Annotated in this window: 17 protein-coding genes and 1 tRNA gene; 13 read left to right on the plus strand and 5 right to left on the minus strand. The window is 59.1% G+C overall.

What is annotated here, in order from left to right:
• Nucleotides 1-29: 29 nt before the first annotated feature.
• Both AC061P_RS02095 and AC061P_RS02100 read right to left on the minus strand, forming a co-directional pair.
• Nucleotides 30-1226 carry a pyridoxal phosphate-dependent aminotransferase gene (locus tag AC061P_RS02095; RefSeq protein WP_480391680.1) on the minus strand — a complete coding sequence of 399 codons (1197 nt, stop codon included), beginning with the start codon at nt 1224-1226 and terminating at the stop codon, nt 30-32.
• 131 nt (nt 1227-1357) lie between these two features.
• Nucleotides 1358-3412: a choice-of-anchor G family protein gene (locus AC061P_RS02100; protein ID WP_480391681.1), complete on the minus strand. Its 2055-nt coding sequence runs from the start codon at nt 3410-3412 to the stop codon at nt 1358-1360.
• A 471-nt stretch (nt 3413-3883) separates the two neighbouring features.
• Between AC061P_RS02100 and AC061P_RS02105 the strand changes: the two genes are divergently transcribed.
• The 7 genes from AC061P_RS02105 (at nt 3884) to AC061P_RS02135 (ending at nt 7905) form a co-directional block, all read left to right on the plus strand.
• A tRNA-Trp gene (locus AC061P_RS02105) sits at nt 3884-3956 on the plus strand.
• A gap of 64 nt (nt 3957-4020) precedes the next feature.
• Nucleotides 4021-4302: a preprotein translocase subunit SecE gene (gene secE, locus AC061P_RS02110; protein WP_480391682.1), complete on the plus strand. Its 282-nt coding sequence runs from the start codon at nt 4021-4023 to the stop codon at nt 4300-4302.
• 71 nt (nt 4303-4373) lie between these two features.
• Nucleotides 4374-5321: a transcription termination/antitermination protein NusG gene (gene nusG, locus AC061P_RS02115; RefSeq protein WP_449648366.1), complete on the plus strand. Its 948-nt coding sequence runs from the start codon at nt 4374-4376 to the stop codon at nt 5319-5321.
• An 87-nt stretch (nt 5322-5408) separates the two neighbouring features.
• Nucleotides 5409-5840: a 50S ribosomal protein L11 gene (rplK, locus tag AC061P_RS02120; protein WP_100389473.1), complete on the plus strand. Its 432-nt coding sequence runs from the start codon at nt 5409-5411 to the stop codon at nt 5838-5840.
• Nucleotides 5840-6529 (plus strand): 50S ribosomal protein L1, encoded by a 690-nt coding sequence (gene rplA / locus AC061P_RS02125; RefSeq protein WP_219949415.1) that lies wholly within the window; start codon nt 5840-5842, stop codon nt 6527-6529. Before rplK ends, rplA begins: the two co-directional genes overlap by 1 nt.
• A 69-nt stretch (nt 6530-6598) precedes the next feature.
• Nucleotides 6599-7141: an N-acetyltransferase family protein gene (locus AC061P_RS02130; protein ID WP_480391683.1), complete on the plus strand. Its 543-nt coding sequence runs from the start codon at nt 6599-6601 to the stop codon at nt 7139-7141.
• A gap of 95 nt (nt 7142-7236) precedes the next feature.
• Entirely contained in the window at nt 7237-7905 is a 669-nt protein-coding gene (locus AC061P_RS02135; RefSeq protein ID WP_480391684.1) for a DUF998 domain-containing protein, read from the plus strand.
• On the opposite strand, the gene AC061P_RS02140 is transcribed toward AC061P_RS02135, so the two are convergent.
• A complete protein-coding gene (locus tag AC061P_RS02140; protein ID WP_480392153.1) occupies nt 7906-8508 on the minus strand; it encodes a YqaJ viral recombinase family protein in 603 nt (200 codons plus the stop codon).
• Between the two features lie 135 nt (nt 8509-8643).
• Here AC061P_RS02140 and AC061P_RS02145 point away from each other — a divergent pair, with 135 nt between their 5' ends.
• Together AC061P_RS02145 and AC061P_RS02150 are read left to right on the plus strand one after the other, a co-directional pair.
• A complete protein-coding gene (locus AC061P_RS02145) occupies nt 8644-10080 on the plus strand; it encodes a hypothetical protein (protein WP_480391685.1) in 1437 nt (478 codons plus the stop codon).
• Between the two features lie 6 nt (nt 10081-10086).
• Nucleotides 10087-11418: an MATE family efflux transporter gene (locus tag AC061P_RS02150; RefSeq protein WP_449648362.1), complete on the plus strand. Its 1332-nt coding sequence runs from the start codon at nt 10087-10089 to the stop codon at nt 11416-11418.
• 69 nt (nt 11419-11487) lie between these two features.
• Here the strand turns inward: AC061P_RS02150 and AC061P_RS02155 are convergent, their stop codons facing one another.
• The gene (locus AC061P_RS02155; protein ID WP_449648361.1) at nt 11488-12159 is read right to left on the minus strand and encodes an ABC transporter ATP-binding protein; all 672 of its coding nucleotides are present in this window, start codon (nt 12157-12159) and stop codon (nt 11488-11490) included.
• A gap of 35 nt (nt 12160-12194) precedes the next feature.
• Nucleotides 12195-13676 (minus strand): ABC transporter permease, encoded by a 1482-nt coding sequence (locus tag AC061P_RS02160; protein WP_480391686.1) that lies wholly within the window; start codon nt 13674-13676, stop codon nt 12195-12197.
• 167 nt (nt 13677-13843) lie between these two features.
• Here AC061P_RS02160 and AC061P_RS02165 point away from each other — a divergent pair, with 167 nt between their 5' ends.
• The 4 genes from AC061P_RS02165 to rplL all read left to right on the plus strand — a co-directional run bounded on the left by AC061P_RS02165 (nt 13844) and on the right by rplL (nt 17268).
• Entirely contained in the window at nt 13844-14596 is a 753-nt protein-coding gene (locus AC061P_RS02165; RefSeq protein WP_449648359.1) for a response regulator transcription factor, read from the plus strand.
• Between the two features lie 65 nt (nt 14597-14661).
• Complete coding sequence (locus AC061P_RS02170; protein WP_449648358.1) at nt 14662-16068, plus strand: sensor histidine kinase; 1407 nt, start codon at nt 14662-14664, stop codon at nt 16066-16068.
• Nucleotides 16069-16332: 264 nt separating this feature from the next.
• Nucleotides 16333-16848, plus strand: coding sequence for a 50S ribosomal protein L10 (gene rplJ / locus AC061P_RS02175; protein ID WP_449625201.1), 516 nt, complete (start codon nt 16333-16335; stop codon nt 16846-16848).
• A 39-nt stretch (nt 16849-16887) separates the two neighbouring features.
• Nucleotides 16888-17268: a 50S ribosomal protein L7/L12 gene (rplL, locus tag AC061P_RS02180; protein WP_449648357.1), complete on the plus strand. Its 381-nt coding sequence runs from the start codon at nt 16888-16890 to the stop codon at nt 17266-17268.
• The last annotated feature ends 122 nt before the right edge of the window (nt 17269-17390 follow it).

Consider the following 17390-nt stretch of genomic DNA (forward strand, 5'->3'; position numbering starts at 1 on the left):
CCTCCACCGCAACGGCGGCGGTTGTTGTGTTAGCTGAAAAGTTTATGAAGGCGCTGCACACCTTCGAGGAGGGCGTCGTCTCCGAGGGCGTAGGAGAGGCGGAGGTAGCCGCTTGGTCCGAATGCTTCGCCGGGGATCACAGCAACTTCAGCTTTTTCGAGAATGAGATCGGCAAGTTCGAGGCTTGTGGTTGGGGTGACGCCAGCCCATTCGCGGTTCAGTAGGCCCGAAACATCCGGGTACACGTAGAAAGCACCCTGTGGTGTTGGGCAGTTGATGCCGTCGATCTTGTTGAGCTCGGAGACCATGAGTTTGCGACGGCGGTCGAAAGCTAGGCGCATTTCTTCAACGGCATCCTGCGGGCCGGTGAGGGCTTCGATTGCAGCACGCTGCGAGATGTTGGAGACGTTGCTCGTGAGGTGCGACTGCAAGTTGGCAGCGCCTTTCATTGCATCGACGGGGCCGACCATCCAGCCGAGGCGCCAGCCGGTCATCGAATAGCTCTTGGCTACGCCGTTTACCAAAATGGTGGTGTCGGCGAGCGCGGGAACAACCTCAACGATGGAAACAGCGCGCACTCCGTCGTAAACAAGGTTTTGGTAGATGTCATCGCTGATCACCCAGATGCCGTGCTCGAGCGCCCATTCGCCGATGGCCTTGGTCTGCTCGGGCGTGTAGACGGCACCGGTCGGGTTCGACGGTGAAACGAAGAGCAGCACTTTGGTGTTCTCGGTGCGAGCTGCTTCGAGCTGCTCGACGGTCACGAGGTAACCCTGATCTGCACCAGCAAAAACTTCAACCATGGTGCCGCCAGCGAGCTTGATCGCTTCGGGGTAGGTCGTCCAGTACGGGGTCGGAACGATTACTTCATCGCCCTGATCTACAAGAGTTGCGAAGGCTTGGTAGACGGCCTGCTTGCCACCGTTGGTGACGACAACTTGGTTGATTCCCACTTCGAGGCCGCTATCGCGCAGCGTCTTGGCCGCGATCGCCTCGCGCAGTTCTGGCAGTCCGGCTGCAGGCGTGTAGCGGTGGTTCTTGGGGTCGAGCACTGCTCGGGATGCCGCATCCACAATGTTCGCCGGTGTCGCGAAATCGGGCTCGCCAGCCGCATAGCTGATGATCGGACGACCGGCCGCAAGAAGCGACTTAGCTTTAGCGTCCACCTTGAGGGTGGCCGATTCGGCGATGGCGGAAATTCTGGCAGAGAGGCGAGGTGAAGTCACCCGTCAAGTCTAGGCGTTGCGGCCAGCGATGGGGAGGGGATTACGACCGTAGTGATGGCAGAGAAAAGCGGCCGGAGCAGTGGTCCTGGGGGGACGACCAGCTCCGGCCGCTAGAGGTTAGCTACGCAGTCCTAGAGCTCGGACTTGGGATGTGTACGTAGGTAACCTTGACGCGCGAAGTAGGCACCCGCTGCCAACAACGCGACGATGAGGGCGATGAGCGTCGCAACACCGGCACCGGTGTATGCGAGCTGTCCGCCAAGGGCGAGAGTCGGAAGTTCTGGAAAGTCCGGATCTCCGGGGATGCAAATTCCGACACAGGGGTCTGGATCGCCGCCGGGGCCACAGTTCACGGTGCATCCTGGGTCAACGACGGTTCGCACGTTCGGCCCAACGGTGGCTTGGGCCACGTTGAGGCTGACGACTCCGCGAGCGGCAAAGCTGGGCGCTAATGCTGCGCGACCGAGAGCACCGCTGAGAAGTCCTCCCGAGCCGACGCTCACTCGCACTGCGGTTTCGCTGAACATGTTGCCGCTGACAGCACCAGTAGAGGTCCACTGTTCTTGAACGTTGACAGTGATCGAGATCAGATCGTTCAGCACCGTTGCGACGCTTGAGTTGCCAAGAAGTCCGGTAACGGCGGGGTTGACCAATCCAGAGTTGAGGCGAGCGATGACCGAGCTAACGACACCGTCGTTGGAGAACAGCGACTGGTTGAGGCACGTGCCGAGGCTTCCGATGATGGCATCGACGTCGAGCGCAGTTTTCACGGTGCCACCGAGTAGCGAGATGTTAGCGCTCGCCTGTGCTGCGGTGCCGTCAATCAGGTCATCGACTGTTCCGACGATGGTGACAGCGACAGTGCTGCGCAGGTCGGGCAGGGCGGTCGCAACGAGCTTGCACACCGTTTCTGTTGTGTAGCCGATGACGCCCTGTGTGATGGTGTGCGTTACTCCACCAGTGAGTCCACCAAGAAGACCGCCGAGGCCACCAGTGCTTCCCGTGCCACCGGTGATGATGTCACCAATGATCGGGACTTGGATGTCACTACACACCTTCTGCTGCACCGGATCCTGCCCGCTCAACGCGGTGAGGTTCGCTGAAACATCCACGCGAGCGTTTCGGAGAGCCGACTCCACTCGTTCGACGATGTCGTCAGCGAGGGTGCCGACTGTTTCAGTGATTCCCTTCAGGATCTGGTTGACGACGGCATCCGTCAGCAGCTCGGTGTTCGGTGGCAAATCGTTCAGGTCGCTACCTAACAATGTTTCGAGGTCCACGAGCACCGCGCCGGTTTCGAGATTGAAACTCACTGCTCCGTTGCCGTATTTTTCGTTCAGCAGTGAGCTGACGGCATTGTGCACGTCAGCGTCGATAACCACTTTCACGTTTGCCGATGATCCAACAACGCTGAGGAGGGGATCGAGGATGCGGTCGATCGAGTTTCCGAGAGCACCGTCATCACCGCCCAAACTGAGTAGCTGACCGTCGACGCCGCTGAGTGCACTGTTCACTTTGCTGGTCAGTTGGCTGATCGCGGGGCTCGAGAAACGCAGTGTGGCATCGGCGAGCGTGTAGTCGCCTGAAGCTGAGGTAATCGAGCCGTTGGCGCGTGCGGCTACCGCCTCGAGGTCGAGCTTGAGGTCGGTCAACACGGAAGAGAACTGGTTGTCGAGAAGACTGTCGAGATCCAGTGTTAGGTCTCCGGCAGGACCGGCAGCATTGTTGCCGACTCCAATTCCGCCGTCGTTCTGGATGGCTCCTGTTGAGGCGTAGGACTCACCATTCTGGTCGGCCTGGGCGTAGTGGCTGATGACTCCAGCATCGAGAACATCCACCATGGGGAGTTGGATGCCGCCCGGTTGGTTGATGACGGTGGCCCCGAGCACGTCAACGGAGAGGGGGTTGCGACTGATTTGACGTGGTTGGTTGCCGTTGTTGCTTGCAGCTACCCGACCAAGGCCGACAACGTTGCCGAGGTCCGTGCCTAAAACATTGCCGGAAAGGAACTCGGCGTAGGCGTATGACGCCCCGTTGACTTCGTCGGCGCTCGCGGCAGCGGGTGCAATGAGAGTGAAGCCCGAAACGAGGGCTACGGTTCCCAGCGTCGCTCCAAAACGGACTACTGGGTTGTGCTTGGTATTCCCGACTGGCTTCCCAGCGCGCGGGATGTGTTGTGTAAACACGACTGGTACCTTCCTGATCCTGTGTGGATAAGGAAACTGACTCGACTATGAGGCCAACGTGAGGGTTGTGCCACGAACTGCTGCCTGATCTCAGCTTCGCTTGCCCATCTGGTGGTGATGCTTTTTAGTTATGCGGCGAGGTGGTTAGTCCTCGCGTGGTGATGCCGATGTTGTCCGAAATTGCGGGGTGGTTCGCCCCGCTTGTATAGAGAGACTGCGACCGGTGGCGGTTATGACGCGGATTCTCAGATTCTTTTCAGAAAACTTTTTTGGCACCGAATTGGGTGGGCTTCGCGCTATCTGTTGCCGTCTGGCTGTTCGCCGTATTTCACGAGGCCGCTTCATGACGTACACTGGAAGAAGTAGTTGAAAACTGCCATACTTTCGCGCGCCTACTCTCCACTTCTGAAAATAGAAGTCCGGCGGTGTTTGTGCGAAAGTGTTGGGGTGAGAGATGCAAATCTCTCGCAAAGGGTGGTGGCTCAATTGGTAGAGCAGCGGTCTCCAAAACCGCAGGTTGCAGGTTCGAGTCCTGTCCGCCCTGCAAGTCCCGGTTCGTGTTTCACGTCTCGGGTCGAGCAAGCCGAAGTATCGGAAGGTAACTAAGAGTGGCCAAGAAAGACGTAGACGAGCCCAGCGAGGACGTCGTCGCCAAGGCGAAGAAGGACAGCGAGCAACGTCGTGGACCCTTCGGGCGCATGGCACTCTTTATCCGCCAAGTAATTAACGAACTCAAGAAGGTCGTTACACCGACAAGGCGTGAACTGGTCAGTTTCACACTTGTCGTTCTTGTATTCGTCGTCATCATGATGGGTATCGTTTCCGGACTCGACTTTGGTTTTAGCGCGTTGGTGAACTTTTTGTTCGGCAACCCTGACTTAGTGGTTTAGGTCTTTTACTAACCGCCATCCACAAACCGCGTCGGCTACGGCCGAAATGCAGAGTAACGAAAAGAGATTTAGTGTCCGAGAACCACCGCGAAGACTCCGAGCTCGCTACGGCAGCAGAGCAGTCCTCCGAGGAGGATGAGGCGCAGACGGGTAACACCCTGGCTGAGGCAGAGCGTTCTGAAGACTCCGCCGAGCACCAGGCAATGCACGTAGAAGATGGCTCGACCGATGTCGATGCCGATCTTGCTGGGCTCCTTGAGGCTCTGGATGCTGCAGCCGACCCAGAAGCAGATGCTGCGGTCGATGGCGCTCTTGACGTTCACAACACCACAGATGCTGATGCCTCTGTTGCAGCAACCGATGACGAAGCTGCGGATGACGCTGAAGCCGAAGGCGCCGAAGTAGACCCGTACGCCGAGTTCCGCATGGATCTGCGTCTTCAGCCTGGCAAGTGGTACGTCATCCACTCCTACGCCGGTTTTGAGAAGCGCGTCAAGCACAACATCGAGAACCGCAAGGTTTCCATGGCTATGGAAGATTACGTCTTCCAGGTCGAGGTTCCGATGGAAGATGTTGTCGAAATCAAAAACGGCCAGCGCAAGCTTGTCAACCGTGTTCGCATCCCCGGCTACGTTCTGGTTCGCATGGACCTCAACGAAGACAGCTGGTCGGTTGTTCGTCACACTCCTGGAGTTACTGGCTTCGTTGGCAATGCCCACAACCCCGTACCTCTTCGCTTCGAAGAAGCTTTCAACATGCTGAAGAGCCTTGTTGAAATCGTCGAAGCTCCCGCAACTAAGGGCTCGTCCGCCAAGGGCAAGACCGCTGCGCGTTCGATTCCTGCTGAGATCGACTTCGAAATCGGCGAGACCATCACCATCAAGGAAGGTTCGTTCGCGGGCCTGCCTGGTTCGATCAGCGAGATCAAGGCGGAGAGCGGAAAGCTCATCGTTCTGGTTTCCCTCTTCGAGCGCGAGACCCCAGTCGAGCTCAGCTTCGATCAGGTCACCAAGCTTTAAGGGCTAACGCCCCTAAAAAACCACCGCGCCCCACCGGGTGCGGGAGAGCTGGCCACACGGGTCAGTTCGTACTGAAAAGGAAACACAATGGCACCGAAGAAGAAGGTTACAGGTCTGATTAAGCTTCAGATCCAAGCCGGCGCCGCTAACCCCGCACCGCCCATCGGGCCTGCGCTTGGTCAGCACGGCGTTAACATCATGGAGTTCTGCAAGGCGTACAACGCCGCAACCGAGGCACAGCGTGGAAACGTTATCCCGGTTGAGATCACCGTGTACGAGGACCGTTCATTCACGTTCATCCTCAAGACCCCGCCGGCAGCAGAGCTCATCAAGAAGGCTGCTGGAGTTGCAAAGGGTTCAGGCACACCGCACACCGTCAAGGTTGCACAGCTCACAAAAGACCAGGTTCGTACGATCGCCGAGCAGAAGATGGCTGACCTCAACGCCAACGACATCGACGGCGCAATGAAGATCATCGCGGGCACTGCTCGTTCGATGGGAATCACGGTGGAGGCATAATGTCCAAGAATTCCAAGGCATACAAGGCTGCCACCGACAAGCTCGAAGAGGGCAAGTTCTACACGCCAACCGAGGCTGTAGCTGTTGCTCGCGAGACCGGCTCAAAGAAGTTTGATTCAACCGTTGAGGTTGCTCTTCGCTTGGGTGTAGACCCTCGCAAGGCTGACCAGATGGTTCGTGGCACCGTCATCCTGCCTCACGGTACGGGTAAGACTGCTCGCGTTATCGTTTTCGCAACCGGTCCTGCGGCTGAAGCAGCTATTGCTGCTGGCGCCGACGAGGTTGGTGGCTCGGAGCTCATCGAGAAGGTAGCCGCTGGCTACACCGCTTTCGACGCAGCAGTTTCGACCCCCGAGCTCATGGGCCAGGTTGGTCGTTTGGGTAAGGTTCTTGGTCCGCGTGGCCTCATGCCAAACCCGAAGACCGGAACGGTTACTCCTGACACCGCTAAGGCTGTCTCGGAGATCAAGGGCGGAAAGATCGAATTCCGTGTCGACAAGCACTCCAACGTGCACTTCATTGTTGGCAAGACGGCGTTCACCGCCGAGCAGCTCGACGAGAACATCAAGGCAGCGCTCGACGAGATCGTTCGCGCAAAGCCGAGCTCGTCAAAGGGCCGCTACATCACCAAAGCAACTGTTTCCACGACCTTCGGTCCTGGCATCCCGGTCGACATCAACTCGATCTAATACTGCTTAGATGAACGGGGGCCGGCTTCTGCCGGCCCCCGTTTTCGCATCCCCGGAGGAGTTTTCGTCGTGACGACCACCGTTCGCGTTGCTGTTGCTGCCGATGCTGAGATGTTGCATGAGCTCGCACGCACCACCTTTCCTCTCGCCTGCCCTCTAAGCACCACCCCGCAGGCAATAGCCGAGTTCATCGCGCACCAGCTTTCGGTCGAGTCGTTTAGTGGTTACCTCAACGACTCCGCCCGCGAGATTCTGATCGGCGAGGTTGATGGTCGACCAGCAGGCTACGTACTCTTTTGCAGTGACGAGCCCAGTGATCCGGATGTTGCCGCAGCACTCACAGCGAGACCAAGCGTCGAACTCAGCAAGTGTTACGTGCTCAGCGAGTTCCACGGTGCTGGCGTTGCCAAGGCTCTAGTGACGGCAGGAATCGAGCGCGCACGACTCGAGGGTTTTGCTGCTGTCTGGCTTGGGGTGAATCAGGAAAATGTTCGCGCCAATCGCTTCTATGAGAAGTCGGGTTTTCGCCTCGTGGGTACGAAGAAGTTTCTTGTGGGGGAGCGGTGGGAAGACGACTACGTTCGTGAGCTGCCCCTCAGTGCAGACGCCTAAATAAGTTTCTCCCTGACCGGTGCTTGCGCCGTCGTGGTGCTCTACGATTGTTGAATGCTCGCGCCGCTGACTTCTCGCCCGCGGGCGTTCGGGCTATGACCGCAGTTGCGCCGCCTCGAGTCTCCCTCGGTGCCCTTGAGGGTTATGCCGCTGTTGTTGGCAGCGTTGCCGTTGGGGTTGCGCTCACTCTTATCTGGATGTCGCGACTCTCTGTTCCTCGAGAGCTCTACGTCAGCGAGCTCGGCGCTGAGGGCGAACCTACTGCCGCCGCGTTCGAGATTGCCCTGCTTCTGATTGTCGCGGGAGGCTCAGCCGTCGCGTGGGCTGCCCGCCGAGTTCGAGCGTGGCCACCATTGCTTTCCCTCGGTTCGCCAGCAGTGTCACTCTGGGTTGGCTGCGGGTTCTTTTTGCTTGCGTCGCAAGTGACCTGCACTTCGGGATGCCCACTGCCCTATGGCCCCAGTTTCACGGTGCAGGACTTCACTCACACCCTCGCTGCCGTTATCGCTTTCGCGGCCGCATGCTGGGCAATGATCCAAACGTCATTCGCGCGGGAGCACCGCGTGCTCGCCCGAATGTCGCTGATCACCGCCATTGCTGTTGCTGTGATCGCCGGAACAGGTGGGCTCTTCTCCCTGTTCCGTTTCCAAGTCGTGCTTGGCAGCCGTCTCGAGTTTGTGGCAACGACTATCGCTATTGCCTGGCTCATGATGCTTGGCGCGGTGATTGCTGCGCGCAAACTGGGGCGTGACCGCGTTAGCTAGCTACGGCGCTCGCATGAGATCGAGCAACCGATCGGCAAGTCCGACAAGGGCATGGATCTGGTCTTCATCTCGTTCAACCCACAAGCATTTCGGCTCAGCATGCACGGGCACAAAGTCGCCATGCTGTTCCCACACCACCAGGGTGCGATCCGCGCCGAGCACGTACTGCTGCCACCACACTTGACGCAAATAGGAACGGGGGATGCTGCGCCACGCCTTATGGGTCGTCTTGATTTCTGACAACACCACAGCACCATCGATTACGGCAACACCATCGGGAGTTGCCAAATGCAGTGGTTGATCGTGCGCGTGATAGAGCGCAGAACTTGAGCGGATGCCGTGCTGGGCAAGCACCCACCGTGCGATCTCAGGTTCCCGCAGTCGGCCGTGATCGGTGAACGCATTGCCAGAGAAACCAGAGCCGAGGAGCTTGCTCTCCACCACTCCACGCAACGAACTTTCGGTTGCCAAGCGGGCGGCATCCGTCGCTGTAACACCGCGGCTTCGCGCCCGAAGCCATGCAACACGATCTTCAGCGTGGGCGACCACACGATTGAGGTGATTGGGCGCAACCGGCTCCCACAGATCGAGTTCCGGTTGCATAGTCACACCACCATTGTCTCTCGTGTCTGCTGCGCAATGGTGCCCACCGCGCACAAACCCAGATTCACCGCCGCCAAGTCGTGGTTGTTACGCGTCACGTCAACCAATGTGTGCCGGTACTGGCAGACTAGGCGCATGCTAGCTCGCCACTCCGATTCTGCGCCACCGTCGAGACACCGTCGTCGGTGGTCCGTTGCCGCAGCAGCAGCACTCTTTGCAATGATCACATTCGTTCCGGCGGCGGGCGCTGTAGCATCCGTTGGTTCGATCCCGCCAGATGTTAGCGAGTTCGCAGCGTCAGATGACGGACTCATTCTTGAGCTCGAAGAGTATTTCGGTGTTGACGAGCGAGGCGGCGGACTCGATTTCACGGATGGTATTGAACTGGGTGAAATTGATCGAATCTTCCTCTGGTCTGAGGCATTCCATTCTGGGCAGAAGACGGACACTCCGGTGCAGTATGTCAATCGCTGGAAGGTGCCGGTTCTGATTGGTGAAGAGCCGGTTGGTATTGCCATGATTGGCATTGATCCGGCAACGGTCGACCCAGAAATGATCGACTTCATCCGCAACCCCGGCATCACGCTCGCCCTCGACCACATCGACGAAGATGCAACACTCGTGCACGAGCCGGAGACGAAAGCATGGTTCAGCCTCAGTGATGGCGTGATCATTCCCCTCGTGCGTGGCGAAAGCGGAATTGCTGGCGAAACGACTCTCGCCCAATATCAGCCTGAACTTTCCGGTCGCGAAATAGAAATCGTGGACCCGACACCACAGCCAGATCAAGGTTCCGTACAGTCAGTGGTGCTCATCGCCACCACTGCAGTAGTTCTGCTGCTGGCACTGCTGATTCCCACAATCATTGGTCAGGTTCGTGAGCGCCGAGAGCGTCTAGCTGAGGCTGAGGGCGGTGCTGCTGAGCGCGGTGCTGCCGGCGACGCGGGTGATGCGCCTGTCACGGATCCTGCGGGTGCTGCGGTTGACACGGATGCCACGAGTCCTACGGATGCTGCATCTGACGAAACGAACGCCGATGTTCAGTCTTCGACACCGGCAGCTTCGACGCCGGATGTCTCCGAAACAGCTACCTCAACCGTGACGACGGCAGCGACCATCGCGGCAACGAGAGCACCAGCGAAGAAAGCCGCGGTGAAGAAGGCGCCAGCCAAAAAGGCGCCAGCCAAGAAGTCGACGCCGAGCAGTTCTACGACCAAGACGACCGCGGCGAAAAAGCCTGCCGCTAGTAAGGCGACTGTAGGGGCTAAGAAGTCCACGGCTTCGACGTCCACCAGCAAGGCTTCGACGTCCACCAGCAAGGCTGCGTCAACCAAACCAACAGCAACCAAGCGGACAGCAGTCAAGCCGGCCGGAACGAAGCCTGCGGTGAAAAAGGCTACGCCGGCAACGAAGACTGCGCCGGCAACCTCGGCCGCAGCGACGAACGCTGCACCCGCGAAGAAGCCGGCCGCAAAGAAGCCGGCCGCGAAAAAACCTGCCGCGAAGAAAGCGGCGCCGTCAAAGCCTGCAGCGTCACCGTCGCCCAAGGCGACAGAGTCGTCGACAGACTAGCCAGTAGTGAGCCTGCTGCACTCGCCACTTGACCGGGATATCCGGCGCCTTGCGTTACCGGCGCTCGGCGCGCTCGTAGCGGAACCAATCTTTCTCCTCACCGACACCGCTCTCGTTGGTCATCTCGGCAGCGCGCAATTGGGCGGGCTCAGCGTTGCCAGCGCCGTACTGCAAACAGCGGTGGGGTTGCTCATCTTTCTGGCCTACTCGACCACTCCTGCTGTTGCACGCTGGCTCGGCGTCGGCAACCGTGCCCGAGCGGTCGCGGCAGGCGTCGACGGAGTTTGGCTCGCAATCCTGTTGGGTCTCCTATTGGTCATCATTGGAATCCCAGCGACCCCGTGGCTGATCAGCCTCTTCGGAGCAGACCCCAGCATCGTCGGCTTCGCCAACCAGTACCTCGCAATTTCTATTCTCGGGCTGCCGGCGATGCTCATCACTTTTGCGGCCTCCGGACTCCTGCGGGGTTTGCAAGACACCCGAACGCCACTTATCGTGGCGGTCGCAGGATTCATCTCAAACGCCCTGCTCAACGTTCTCTTCATTTACGGATTCGGGTGGGGGCTCGCCGGTTCCGCCATCGGCACCGTAGTGGCCAGTTGGGGAATGGCGATTGCCTACCTCGTGATGCTCATCGTCATCGCGCGCCGGGAAGACGCGCGAGTGCGGCCCCACCTCGGCGGGATGCTCATTGCCGGGCATGCTGGCGCGTGGCTGCTGCTCCGCACGGCATCCTTGAGGGCAGCGATGCTCGCAACAATTGCGGTCGCAACGGGATTCGGGGTTCAGGAACTCGCAACGGTTCAGATCGCCCTCACTATCTTCGCCACCCTCGCGTTCGTGCTTGATGCCCTCGCCATAGCCGGACAAGCAATGATTGGCAAAGAGTTGGGGGCCAGTGATGTTCCTCAAGCGCGAGCGATCACCCGCAGACTCATTGAACTCGGAATCTTCAGCGGCGTCGTGTTGGGAATCGTGATTCTGGCGATGTCACCCTGGCTTGGCTTCGTGTTCAGTAGCGATTCAGAAGTTCGCACAGGGCTAGCGGCTCTTCTTCCCGTGCTGGCTCTCGGCATCCCTGTCGCCGGCTACGTGTTCGTGCTCGACGGGGTGCTAATCGGTGCGGGGGATGCGCGCTACCTTGCCCTCACGGGTCTCATTAACCTTGCCGTCTATCTCCCACTCCTCTGGTGGGTTTCTCTCGCAGAACTCACCGCCGCACCAGCACTGGTCTCACTGTGGTTCGCCTTCGGACTGGGATACATCGGGGCACGAGCAGTGACACTGGGACTGCGAGCTAGAGGCGAGCGGTGGCTCGTCACAGGGGCGACACGGTAGCAACTACCGCGCCGCCCACCAACTCCGCTTAGTCACGGCAGACCTCTCCTGGGTGAAAGCCTCGCAGCGCTACTTCTTTTCGGTCACTGCTCCGTGCTTCAGCTGCAATCGACGCTCAGCCCGCTTCGCAACAGCAGAGTCGTGCGTCACGATAATCAAGGTCAGCCCCTGATCGCGCCACAAGCCCTCAAGCAGTTCCATGATCTCGTCCCGGGTCTGCTCGTCGAGGTTTCCGGTCGGTTCGTCGGCTAGCAACACGGAAGGTTCCTTGACGAGTGCCCGAGCGATCGCAACACGCTGCTGCTGACCACCAGAAAGCTCAGACGGATGGTGAGCTAAACGCTCGCCCAAGCCGACCTTCTCGAGCGCTTCGGTCGCGCGACGCTTACGCTCAGCGTTCGCGAGTCCGAGCGGCGCAAGGGCCGTCTCCACATTCTCTTGAGCAGTAAGAGTGGGGATGAGATTGAAGCCCTGGAAAACAAACCCAATCGTGCGCGCGCGAATGTCTGCAAGTCGAGCATCCGGCATCGCAGACAGTTCGCTATCACCCAGAGTGACCGTGCCGCTGGTCGGACGCTCAAGTGCACCAAGCATTTGCAGCAGTGTCGACTTTCCCCCGCCCGTCGGTCCCTGAATCGCGACCATCTGTCCGGTCGGGATGCTGAGGGTTACGCTGTTGAGTGCGCTGACGGGGCCACGTTTGGTCTCGTAGGTTTTGGTGAGATTAGCTAGTTCGTACATAGAAGGTCTCCTACTGGTCAGAAAAAACGGTGGGATTAGGCAACGCTGCGCAGAGCTTCGGCTGGGCGCAGTTTGGCTGCGCGCCATCCACCGAAGGCGCCAGCGATGAGGCCGCCGAGTATGGCGAGGGCCACGGCGATGCCGATGATGCCGAGAGTTACCGGAATCTGTAGAGCGATCTCGGTCGAGGCAGCAGCAGCCGTGGCCGCGGCATCTCCGAATCGTCCGCCTCCCCCCGGTCCGGCCCCTGGGCCGAACGGAGTAGTCGTTGTCGCGCTCGCGCTCAAGGCGGGGGCCGCTAGATTGATCGCAAGAATGCCCAGCAGCCCAACGGCGACGCCAATCACCCCGCCGATTGCCCCCTGCACCAGTGACTCACCAGCAACCTGACGCACGACCGCACCATTGCTCCAGCCGATCGCCTTCAGGGTGCCAAACTCACGGGTGCGACGAGCGACGCCAGAAGTAGTGAGAAGAACAGAGATCAGGAACGCAGCGGCGAGCACAATGATCGACAACCACGTTCCGAGCTTGCCGACGAGGTCGGAGGCCGTTGACAGCGAGCCGGACACGCTCGAGGCAAGATCCTCTTGAGTCTTGACTGCTGCATCCGGAAGTGCGCTCTGCAGCGAGGCTTGAACTGAAGCAATGTCGGTCGACGATGAAGCCTGCACGTAGACGGTCGAGATTTGACCCTCAAGCTCTGAGATGCGCTGTGCTGTATCAAGCGGAATGTAGGTGTTGGATGCCGTGGTGGCGTCCGATGAAGTGGATGAGACGGTTCCGATGATCTCGAAGTCCTCACCACCAATTTCGAGGGTGTCGCCGACGCTGAGTTCGCTCGTTGTGGCGTAGCCGGAGTCCAGCACTACGACGTTGGTTGCAGCATCCGTTGTCTCAAACGCGCGACCGTCGACGAGCCCGACGGAAGTGAGGGGGCCAACACTTTCGCCAGCAACATCAATTCCGGTAACGGTGAAAGTGTCGACGCTGAACGAGCTTCCGCCAGCACCGTCTGGTCCGCCAGGGCCCATTTGCCCTGCCCCGGGCGCTCCGCCCTCTTCGGTAGCGGTAGTGTCGCGGGTCGGAATCTCGCCCGAGAAACTCACGTTGTTGAGCGTCAAGGTGGCAGTGGCTGCGGCAACGTTATCGAGTGCGGCGGAGGTCGTGAGAGCATCCGCATCGAAGGTAGTGCTGCCAACGCCACTGGTCAGACGAGACTGCGCCAGGGCGGTTGTACCATCGGCGGTGGCGCCGTCGTCAGCGCCAAACTCAAAGCGAGGCTGCTGCTGTTGCCCCGCTTCTCCTTCGGCGGGTAATTCTGGTTCTTGAGTGACGGTGATGTCGGTGCCGACACCGTAAATCGATGCGAGCACGCTCGCTTGGGCGTCTCGCACACCAGCAGCGACGCCGCTCACGATCATCACGAGGGCAATGGCGAGAGCCATGCCGGCCGCAATAATTGTTGTCTGTTTGCGTCGGTTGCTGAGTTCTCGATACAGGTACGTTCCGAACATGGGTCTCCTCGGTGCTTCGGGTGGTCAAGGCAAAGGTAGGAAGGAGCCTTATCAGTGCCCTATGGCCAACCTGAGAACTAGCCTTGAGCCGCGAAAGCGTTTCTCAGCGATGACACCAGAAATTCGTACACAGAAATTTCATAGGAAACTCCGAATAACTAGAAGACATGAATCAGTCACGCCACCTTCCGGCAGTCCAGGCGCAACCGCGTTTGAGCCGAGCCGACGGTACAGCCATTCGTGCGGTAGTTGTCGACGACGAAGATTCGCTAACAGACCTTCTCTCGATGGCCCTTCGTTATGAGGGCTGGGATGTTCGGCTCGCCTCTGATGGACATCAAGCCCTCACCACCATTCGCGAATTTCGCCCAGACGTCATCGTTCTCGACATCATGATGCCTGGACTAGATGGGCTTGCAGTTCTCACTCGACTGCGAGCTGACGGCATCGAGACGCCCATACTCTTCCTCACAGCAAAAGACGCTGTCGAGGATCGCGTTGCTGGACTCACGGTTGGCGGCGATGACTATGTGACCAAACCTTTCAGCTTGGAAGAACTCGTGGCACGACTGCGCGCACTCTTGCGTCGTTCTGCGATCACGATTGCTGGCGATGCCGATCCGGTGATTGAAGTCGGGGATCTCTCGCTGGATGAAAGCACGTACGAAGTGAGCCGGGCAGGCACCAAAGTTGACCTCACCGCCACCGAATTCGAGCTCTTGCGCTACTTGATGCGCAACCCCAGGCGTGTGCTCAGTCGCGCGCAAATCCTTGACAGGGTGTGGAGCTACGACTTTGGCGGACGAGCAAGCGTTGTAGAAATCTATATCTCCTACCTGCGCAAGAAGATTGATGTTCTTGGCCCTCCGATGATTCAGACAGTTCGCGGGGTCGGGTACATGTTGCGGGCTGCCGAGTGATCCGACCTCGAGAAGTGAAGGCCCCGGGGACGGGCCGCAGGCTTAGCCTCCGCAATCGCCTAGTCTTGGGCAGCGCCGCACTCATTGCGCTCGCCGCAGTGCTTATCGGCGTCGTGAGTGTGCTTGCGTTGCAGGGCTTTCTGGTTGACCGTCTCGATGTTCAATTGGTTTCCGCTTCAAGCCGTTCCCAAGGTGCGCTTGATGGTCGGCCAACAGGAAACACCCAAAACATTCCCCCGGCTGGCGACTTTCTAGCGCTGCCGGGCCAGCGTGAAGGAACAATTGCGGGTCTCGTGACCTCCAATGGAACTATCACGGCTGGAGTCTTGGGAACCCGGGGCGCACCGTCGCCCTTGACCGCGGATCAGCTCGCAGCGCTGTCTGCTCTGACCGAATCAAGTGAACCGGTCACGGTGAATCTCGGGGGTACGCTCGGCGAATATCGGGTCATCGTTTCGAGCACTCCGTTCAATGGAGAGTCTCTCATCGTTGCGCTACCGCTCGCTGATGTCAGTGACACCGTGTTGCGGCTTACCCTGTTGGTCATTGGCATTGGAATTCTCGCCGTCGTCATTGCCGCAATTGCGGGTGCCATTGCGGTGCGGTTCGCCTTGCGCCCCCTCGAACGAGTTGCCGGCACAGCAACCCGTGTCACCGAAATCCAACTCGATCGCGGAGCTGTTGCGCTTGCCGAACGGGTCTCGCTTGATGACGCTGACCCGCGCACCGAAGTTGGGCAAGTGGGGGCAGCACTCAACCGCTTACTTGAGCATGTGGCATCCGCCCTCAATTCCCGCGAAGCTAGCGAGAACAAAGTGCGTACCTTTGTGGCGGATGCGAGTCACGAGTTGCGCACCCCGCTCGCGTCGATCCGTGGCTACGCGGAACTAACGCGTCGCGGTGGGCATGAGATTCCCGATGATATCGCCCACGCCATCGGTCGAATCGAAGCGGAGTCCGTGCGCATGACGGGACTCGTGGAGAGCCTGCTGCTCTTAGCGAGGCTCGACGAAGATGTGGCAATTCAACATGAGCCAGTCGATCTCTCCCGCATCATCATCGATGCCGTGGGGGACGCTTACGCTGCAGGTCCCGACCATGTCTGGGAGTTGGAGCTTCCGGATGACGCTGTCATGGTCAGCGGTGACCGCCTGCGACTGCACCAGGTGATAGTCAACGTGCTCGCGAATGCGCGAGTGCATACTCCAGCGGGCACTATTGTCACTGCGTGTCTGCAGCGGGAGGGCAAGCGCACGATCATCGAGATTCGCGATACCGGCCCCGGCATCGCTCCAGAATTGCAGTCAACGATATTTGAACGGTTCGTGCGCGGAGATAGCTCGCGCTCTCGGGCGGCCGGCAGCACCGGACTGGGGCTCGCGATCGTTGCCGCAGTCATTGCGGCGCACGGGGGCACGACGAGCGTTTCCAGCGTTCCGGGTAACACGGTGTTCCGCATCGAGCTTCCCTGATTTGCGGCTACGCCGGTGATCCCGTAGTCTTACCGAAGCCAAAGACCGCCGGTCGTTTGCATGCGCGAAAGTGTGTGCGATCGAAGTTCGTGAAAACGAAGGCCAGCGCAGGTGTGTGAAGTAGTTTTTCGGCCAGATCTGGCCGCAACTCAGCTCCGTGCCTCTGCGTTAGCGCAGTAGAGCCGGAGCTTTTCTAGTTTCCAGCCACTCTTTACACTTCCGTGCGGCTCTGAGGCAGACACACATCAACCAGTAGGGAGCACCATGGCGAACAAGGAAGCATCGGTCGCCGAGCTTACGGATCTATTCCGCAACTCGACCGCCGTTCTGCTAACCGAGTATCGCGGACTCACTGTTGCCCAGCTCAAGACGCTGCGCAAGTCAATCAGTGAGCACGCAACATACGCCGTGGTGAAGAACACGCTGACAAAGATTGCAGCTAACGCCGCAGGAATCTCGTCATTCGACGAGGAACTTGTTGGTCCATCTGCAATCGCATTCGTACACGGGGACCCAGTCACCGTTGCGAAGGCTATGCGTGACTTTGCCAAGGCAAATCCTCTTCTCGTGGTGAAGGGTGGTTACTTTGACGGTAACGCGCTCACCGCTGCAGAGGTCACCAAGCTGGCCGACCTGGAAAGCCGGGAGGTGCTCCTTGCGAAGTTTGCAGGAGCAGCAAAGGCTTCACTGTTCGGCGCCGCGTATCTGTTCAACGCACCGCTCGCTCAGGCCGTTCGCACGGTCGACGCGCTGCGCGAGAAGCAGGATTCCGCGCAGTAACGCGCGGGTTAATTAGCTTAAGAAATATAGGAGAAAATCATGGCAAAAATGTCAAGCGACGACCTCATTGAGGCCTTCAAGGAACTGACCCTCATCGAGCTCAGCGAGTTCGTTAAGAAGTTCGAAGAGGTCTTCGAAGTTACTGCTGCTGCCCCGGTTGCTGTTGCAGCTGCTGGTGCACCTGCTGCCGCTGAAGAAGTTGAAGAGAAGGACTCATTCGACGTCGTTCTCGAGTCAGCTGGCGAGAAGAAGATCCAGGTCATCAAGGAGGTGCGCACCCTCACGAGCCTCGGTCTCGGTGAGGCGAAGGCAGTTGTTGATGGCGCACCTAGCGTTGTACTCGAGGGTGCAAGCAAGGACGCTGCGGAGAAGGCAAAGGCTGCTCTTGAAGAAGCCGGCGCAACCGTAACCCTTAAGTAGTCACATCCTTTAATTAGGATCTGGCCTCATTGGAGGCATGCTTAGCCAGAAAAGCGTCACCCTTCGGGGTGGCGCTTTTCTGCGTTAACGCGCAGGACGGGAGACCACTTGGTGCGTGTGCG

The sequence above is a fragment of the Rhodoglobus sp. G.S.4 genome (assembly GCF_056619605.1).